Origin of the sequence: Desulfomicrobium apsheronum (assembly GCF_900114115.1) — a bacterium.
In the GTDB taxonomy this organism is placed as follows: domain Bacteria; phylum Desulfobacterota; class Desulfovibrionia; order Desulfovibrionales; family Desulfomicrobiaceae; genus Desulfomicrobium; species Desulfomicrobium apsheronum.
Genome location: NZ_FORX01000036.1, coordinates 1 through 6999 on the forward strand (window position 1 = coordinate 1; position 6999 = coordinate 6999).

General features: G+C 37.0%; 6 protein-coding genes. 5 read left to right on the plus strand and 1 reads right to left on the minus strand.

The genetic code is table 11. From position 1 onward, the window contains the following. Window positions 1-28 precede the first annotated feature (28 nt). The gene (locus BMZ40_RS18860; RefSeq protein ID WP_092372871.1) at window positions 29-184 is read right to left on the minus strand and encodes a (2Fe-2S)-binding protein; all 156 of its coding nucleotides are present in this window, start codon (window positions 182-184) and stop codon (window positions 29-31) included. Window positions 185-707: 523 nt separating this feature from the next. Between BMZ40_RS18860 and BMZ40_RS20240 the strand changes: the two genes are divergently transcribed. From BMZ40_RS20240 to BMZ40_RS18885, 5 genes are all read left to right on the plus strand, one after another. Further along, window positions 708-929, plus strand: a complete 222-nt coding sequence (locus BMZ40_RS20240; RefSeq protein WP_092379646.1) for a helix-turn-helix domain-containing protein — start codon at window positions 708-710, stop codon at window positions 927-929. 94 nt (window positions 930-1023) lie between these two features. Continuing rightward, the gene (locus tag BMZ40_RS18870; protein ID WP_092379636.1) at window positions 1024-3387 is read left to right on the plus strand and encodes an AAA family ATPase; all 2364 of its coding nucleotides are present in this window, start codon (window positions 1024-1026) and stop codon (window positions 3385-3387) included. Between the two features lie 1358 nt (window positions 3388-4745). Continuing rightward, window positions 4746-5138, plus strand: coding sequence for a hypothetical protein (locus BMZ40_RS18875; protein ID WP_092379640.1), 393 nt, complete (start codon window positions 4746-4748; stop codon window positions 5136-5138). Window positions 5139-5734: 596 nt separating this feature from the next. After that, the gene (locus tag BMZ40_RS18880) at window positions 5735-6367 is read left to right on the plus strand and encodes a YagK/YfjJ domain-containing protein (RefSeq protein WP_092379643.1); all 633 of its coding nucleotides are present in this window, start codon (window positions 5735-5737) and stop codon (window positions 6365-6367) included. Between the two features lie 367 nt (window positions 6368-6734). Further along, on the plus strand, window positions 6735-6999 hold a 265-nt coding region (locus BMZ40_RS18885), incomplete at its 3' end, for a transposase (RefSeq protein ID WP_143075704.1).

The window sequence follows — 6999 nt, forward strand, 5'->3', positions numbered from 1 at the left end:
CCGCCAACTGACGAACGTCTGAAAGACATCAGCGACCTTTCGGATTCTTTTCAGCACACTGGCACCCACCAGCCTTTTTTTCGTTCATGATACGTTCAAAAATTGTAGATTTTCCTTTTTGAATAACATCCTGCTCAATATCGTCGGATGTATAGCCAAAACAATAGCATACGAGTTCTGACATAATCAAACTCCTTAAAGAAATTTTCCGATGAATGCATGATTTTCTCTGAATTGATTACGGCCAGGATGACGGCGATGTCAATTTTTGGCTCTGACGTCGGAAGGAATTTTTCAACACGCTGCTAAGGCTCTCATGCCGCAGCACGTGGACAAATCCCTTCTCCCAAGCATCCCCAAGCCAACGCCGTGCAAAAAGTAAAGACATCCTTTGGGCCTATCGCAGATCAGGGACGCCCGTGTAAGACGCGGTCGCCTGAGCGCTTACCCCACATGCCTTTGAGCGGTTACGCTTTTCTGAATTTCCGGCAGGTAAGCCTGTCGATGGTAGTAGTTCTTCCGAAAGAACACGGAGGATCAGGCTATCAAAATAGACGGTAATTGATTGATTTTACGAGGAAGCTCATTTTTTTTATCGAGCGGTTAGGATTGCTGTGTAAAATAAAAGGGTGCCTGTCATGTGACAGGCACCCTTGTTTTTTTTTCATTTCGTTGGAGGTAGATATCTCATGGTCACACAAGAGTCAATGGTAATTTTGAGGAAAAGCGTGCCAGCTGAAAATTATTCGGAGGCATGGCTTACTGAACAGCAGGTCGCTTTAATGATCGGGATGAGTCTGTCAACGTTGCAGCAAAATAGGCATAAACGAAGAGGGATCAAATATACTAAAATTGGAAGATCAGTTCGATATGCTTTGTCAGATGTGATTGAATACATGAATTGTCATAAAATTGATTTCGATAAATAATTACAGTTTGAATAACATTGATCGCAAAAAATATTTTTTAAGCAATGAAGACAGTTTTTGTTGCTGATATTAACCTGTAAATGTTGGAGCAGTTATGAAGTCTTTAATTTCAAAAAAGGTTTTAGCGCTTAGGGATGTTCTTGGAGAACTAAACCATGGGAGTTCGTATTTGGAGAATACAAAGTTTATTCGTGAAGTTGTCGCTCAATGTTTAGAGTCAGTCCTGGAGTATGATAATGATAATGTGTTGCCGTGGGTGCACGGAGAAGCAGAAAAGCACCGTGAAATTATGTTGTTTGTTACAGGTCAAGGTAAAGTCGAGTTTGAAATTAATCGTGAAAAATATAAAGGTTATGTTTCGTTTTGTTCAGCAACTCAAAATATACCAAAAGAAAAAGCAGTTCGCTTTTTAATCGAAATGTTAGGTTATGTTCAACTTGCAAGACTTCTGGATGTTAATTTGAACAAAAAAACATCATCCGGTTATACGTATTTTGGCAGAAACCCAAAAGTGATTGGCCCAGAGGTCATTGATCTACGAGGAAGATATTTTTATAAGTCAAATGAGATATTATTTTCAAACTTCTCTGGTGGCGTCGATTTTTGTGTTGTCCCGTATATTAATGGAGATGAATACTTTCTCCTTCCATTCACCCTATATAAAAAGCCTGCACGAACCGGGGCACAAGGTTTTTTAGCTCCTGGACTACCCAGTTCGAAGCACCTTTTGCTTAATGCAAATAGTTTGAACTCAAAAAAGAACGGTAAGGTTTTATTTTTCGAAAATTTAAAAATGGCTAGCGAAATACAATCAAGGATTGATGACGCAAAAAGTATTCCTAAAGATGTATACATTATTACATCTCATTATGGTGGTATCAATGCGATCGATAATGTTGATATGTCATGCATTGCTGAGCATGATGTGTATATTATTCCTTCTCCTTCAAAAGATGGTTATTTTAACGCAATCATGTACGCCAAGAAGTTTATGGAACTCGGTGCAAATAAAGTTATGGTGGTATTAGATCCTACTCTTGAACACCCCAAGCGGGAAATTGATGATGATTATGCCGAATTGTCGTCACCGATTGAGCGGTTTATAGCGCAGAATGCGATTTGTTATAAAGAAAGAGATATCGCTCCGATGATTGATCGAATTGTGAAATTTGCGATCCCTTATGAAAGGTTTGTTTCTTGGGCGCAAGATATGATGATTATCAATGTTACAAGTTCTGTCTCTTCAGGCGATTCGTTTTCGTCGTTGGTATCCAATGGATTCGACATGGTGCGAGCACCTCTTAAAGAGATAGACGACACAGTTATATCACTGCACGTTTTCCTTAGACCAGATAAGGTCACAATGTGTGCTGGATTTTCGCATGAAGGAAAGACGATATTCAATATGTCATTAGTGTTGAGTTATATTTCTGGCATAGACATGTTCATTTTTAAAAACAACAAGCCTGGAAATGTTTTGCTGGTTGATTCTGAGTCTGGGGAAGATTTTATTCAAGAAATACTAGTGCAACTCAGTAAAGCTTATGGTGTTGAAGAAAGTGTTCTGGCTGCATTTCATTACATATCACTTTTAGATATGCCTCGTGATAATGACAATAGATTTGACCTCTTGTCAGAAATTACGCAGATTTGGTTACAGGATTATGTTGAAAAAAATTACATAAGCTTGATAGTTCTGGATAACCTGCAATCAATGTTTGAAAATGCTTCTTCGTCATCGAAAGTTTTGCATTTACTTACAAAATTTGTTGAATTGATGCAGTCAATTAACGTTGCTGTTTTGCTTATTCATCATACATTGGACTCAAAGAAAGACAAACCTCAAGGTTTGACTCAATTGATTAACCGTATGCGTAATTGGATACTTCTTGAAGGTCCAGCTACTCTTGGTCCGGAACTTGTTAAGTTGGATGAGGACGGGGATCCATTTGTTGCAAAATTTATTCATGAGCCAGGTGTTTTGGTTCGAGTTGTGTTCAAGAAATCGAATTCCTATCCGCGTCTGAGAGGCAAGAAATTTTTGTATCACCTCCCGTTCGCAAATGTTCGGACTCAAGAGCCGAAAAAATGGATCAGCGCCGATGATGATTATTATGCTTCAGATGAGTGCAATTTTTCAGATTTTGATGGTTCAAAGCATTTAGGTTGTGTTGATTCGGAATCGTTTAATGATGGTGTAATCGATATCATTCCAACAGATGATAAGGTTGCAGATATTAAGCCTGTTGATGTTTTTCAAGTGCGCTGTGATAGTGTAATAAAGTATGCTCAGAATCATCCGGATTTTAACGGCGCTCAACTTCAAAGAGTTTTCTCTTGGACCAAGAAGCCCGTCAAAAAAATCCTCGATCATCTGGTCGAGTCTGGTGTACTTGATAGAACTGGATCTACAAGTACAAGGATGTATCGTCTTCGTTTGGATTACGATAAAAATTGATGATGTCTTGTTGAATCTATACACTGTAATCAGTATGAATTTAATAAGCCCTTGGCATACGCTGAGGGCTTATTTTTTCGCTCATGTTCTGTTCTAGTTTCTCAAATATTACTCGGCCAAATTAACTTGCAACGGAGGTTCAAATTATACATCATCACCTTCAACCATGGAGTGATTCAGGCGCTGATCCTGAGTCAGGTAATCTGTTGCTTTGTGGAGAGTGCTTCCGCTTCTGTGGGTGACATTTATGGAATTTTGAATCTGTAGAATTTTCTCATGGCGTAGTAGGTTTGATTTGTTTGGTTCGGTTGGTTCGGTTCGGCCTCAGTAACCGGAGGGAACGAACTTTTAAAATATTAAATCATATATATCAGATATTTAACTTGCAGTGCTTTTTCTGTTTCCAATGGATTTTCTAAGCGATCTGAAGGGATTTTTTTGGCGATCTCCATTATGAGTGTGGATGGGCATCTTTGCAGAATCATCCCCTTTTTGAGACAATTGAAAAATACTTTTAATGGCACTCAGTTGATGCGCACCCATGACACCATCAAACATGAGAGATTATCGCTCAAGACGACTTCGCTTGGTTACGTGATCCACTTTTCAATCAATTGACTTGATTGAAAGCCTTGCAACCTTATCGAAGGATCAACAAGTCATAGGTGTTGTGCCGGAAAAGACAGAAATTTGGATTGGATTTAGCGAGAATAATAAAAATGTAATCATAGGTTTGACAAGATCTTTTCTGATAGTCAGAAAAAAGTTATTCAAGATATGTCAGTTAAAAGTGGCATAAACAATAGTTTACTTTGCCGAAATATGTTCAATATAGAGTTCAAGGAGCTTTCTAGCTCTCAAGCTCATGACATCGTCCAGAATTTGAAAGGTCATAACAAAGAGTAAATTCACTAATCTATTGAGTCAAAATTTATTAATATGTGAATAAATTGATATTTGTATAAAATTATCGTTTATGATTATTTAAACAGCAAATATTTTATTTATCATAATAAGTTGGGCATTATCACGTTTGAATTTGTCTCATCAGTAAGATAGTACTGGCAAGTATTAATATTAGTATAATTAGATATGGTTATTATATTTATTTGAATTGTAAGTGGGATTATAAATAGTGATAAGTGCGGATAGTTTTTTGCGAAGCTATCCGCCATTTTAATTTTCATGAAAATATTACTCAGCTTAAAAAAAAGTCTATGCAAAATATGATTGAAATATGTCTTTTTTTACATTTTTTATCAAAAAATTTTCTGTGACGTTGAAATTTGCTTGACAGTATTTAGCCATTTATTCATATATTTAATTGAATAATTAAATTGATCTCAAGGAGGGTTGAAATGGATAAAGGCGCATCCAAAGTTAAGAAAAAAGATGTTGATATGAAAGAGCTGGGAGAGAAGCTACTGAAGTTTGTCCAAGAAAATTCACCTGAAAAAATGGAGCTTGATATTATTCTAGCTAAAAAAGCGTTTGGACACTCTAGGAACATTATAATCGAAGCTTATGCACTAGGCCCAGAAGAACTCAAAAAGTATAAGATTGTTGAAAATAAGGCTTCGTCTCCTTCGAAAGATGTTGAACCTCCTTGTTTAAACAGCAAAGGAACAATTACCATCAAGAAGCAATATGTAGGCGACTACAACAAACAATATCCTTCAAATGAAATCGTCGAGGGTAATTCTTTTGATGTGACTTTTGAGGACGGGAAAATTATTCTAGTAAAAAAATAGTCGAATTTTTTTCACTTTTTACTAACCGAAATGGATGCGGTGCTTCTTTTTCGGTTTTTTTTTGATCAGAACCCTAATGGATCTACCGATCGCCAACCTAATGAAGTCAGCAAAAGTGAAAGATTTTCGCTCAGACTGCCTCGTTTGGTTATGTTTTTATGAGTCGCCTTAGCAAGGGGGGGAAGGATCTCTATGAGGAGTTCTGTAATTCTTGCCGTCCAACTTGGCAGGCACCTTATATGATCTGGTCGAGAGTGCTTGTGACCTATTTGCTTGCAAGTAAAATTTTACGAAATTTAAATTTATTGTTTTATCTAAGTGCAGTATGTGAATATGGATAGAATATCATCGAATTTAAAATTACAAAATTTAGGTATATATGGTATTACCTTATTATATATTCTTCTTTATAAACTAAAAATAATTTATATAATAAAAAACACTACTATATATTATATAGAGAAATAATTAATAAAATTAATTTAATATAAATTAAATAAAACTAAACAATAACAGAAAGAGACTGGGAATAATATACGCCAAGTATATTATTCCCTTTTTAAATTTCAAAAGAAGAAAAACAAAAGGAAAGAAAAATGAAAAAGAAAAATCTTACGTTTGAAGAAAAATTCAATGGTTATTCGATTAACACTTCAAAAGAAAAAAATTTGGGTTGTTTTGTTCCTACTCTGGAAAGATATAACCAGCATCTAGAGGATATGACTATCAAGCATAACAAAGTTATGCAGACCAGATTTGATTTGCGTTATCCTTCCGATGGTTCTGTGAAATTTGATAAAGCTCACATTTATAAATTTAGTGATGGCTTTAAAAAACATTTTTCTCGAATGAGAAATTCTAATCACAAGGTTGATTTGAAACTAGATTGGTCTCCTGATCAGAAGGATTCTTCTGTGTTTCCGCATTATCACTGTAATGCGCTTGTGAATGGCAACGCTGTTCAGTCTGAGTACACGATTCTTAAGGCTGCTGAACATTACTGGGGGAAAGCTTTGAAGAGTGAGAATCAGGGTCTTGTGAATTATTGCAACAAGGGACGTGATGGTGAGAAGCAGGAAAATGGCTTGATGTATCGTCGAGATGATGAGCGGTGTTTGGAGGTTAAAGACAAGATGGTTTATCAGGCGAGTTATTTAGCGAAAATTCGCGATAAAGAAGGATTGAGAAAAGGATCTCATAGTCGGGGAGGATCTCAGCTTAAAAAATAGAGGTTTTTATCGCATTATTTCCACAGGTACGGAATTCTTTCTCTTTTCAGATCATAGAGTTTTTACTCTTTGAAAAGCTTATTTTATCGGGATAAATTTTGGTGTCTTGAGGCCAATATGGGGGTGTTCAGTAGCGTACTACTGAGTGCCCTTTTTTTATCACATTTTTACAACCGGAGGACGGTCATGTCCGATAGTAAGAAAAATCCTAAGATTAAGAAAAGTGGCATCATGAATATTCATGGTAAAGATGTTGTCACCTACGAAGGTGTATTGGATGTCGCGCACCAGGTAGTGTAACCTTCCCGTAAAACAGGGCCATTGAAAAATAGAGATTTCTGGTAAAGATTGCCTCACGGAGGGCAAGATGAAGAAATCTCGATTTTCGGAGAGCCAGATTATTCGGATTTTGAAAGAAGGCGATGGCGGTCGCAAGGTTGTCGATATTTGCCGTGAGCATGGCGTAAGCCAAGCCACCTACTACCAGTGGAAGGCCAAGTTTGGCGGCATGGAGGCCTCGGACGTTCGCAGGCTCAAGGAGCTTGTAGAAGAGAACAGTAAGCTCAAGCGCATGTTCGCCAATCTTAGCCTCGAAAACGAGGCATTGAAGGATGTCATCGCAAAAAAGCTCT

Bases quoted from the DNA above. Each gene is read 5' to 3' on its own strand.
- BMZ40_RS18860 (WP_092372871.1), bottom strand. From the start codon at position 184: ATGTCAGAACTCGTATGCTATTGTTTTGGCTATACATCCGACGATATT.
- BMZ40_RS20240 (WP_092379646.1), top strand. From the start codon at position 708: ATGGTAATTTTGAGGAAAAGCGTGCCAGCTGAAAATTATTCGGAGGCA.
- BMZ40_RS18870 (WP_092379636.1), top strand. From the start codon at position 1,024: ATGAAGTCTTTAATTTCAAAAAAGGTTTTAGCGCTTAGGGATGTTCTT.
- BMZ40_RS18875 (WP_092379640.1), top strand. From the start codon at position 4,746: ATGGATAAAGGCGCATCCAAAGTTAAGAAAAAAGATGTTGATATGAAA.
- BMZ40_RS18880 (WP_092379643.1), top strand. From the start codon at position 5,735: ATGAAAAAGAAAAATCTTACGTTTGAAGAAAAATTCAATGGTTATTCG.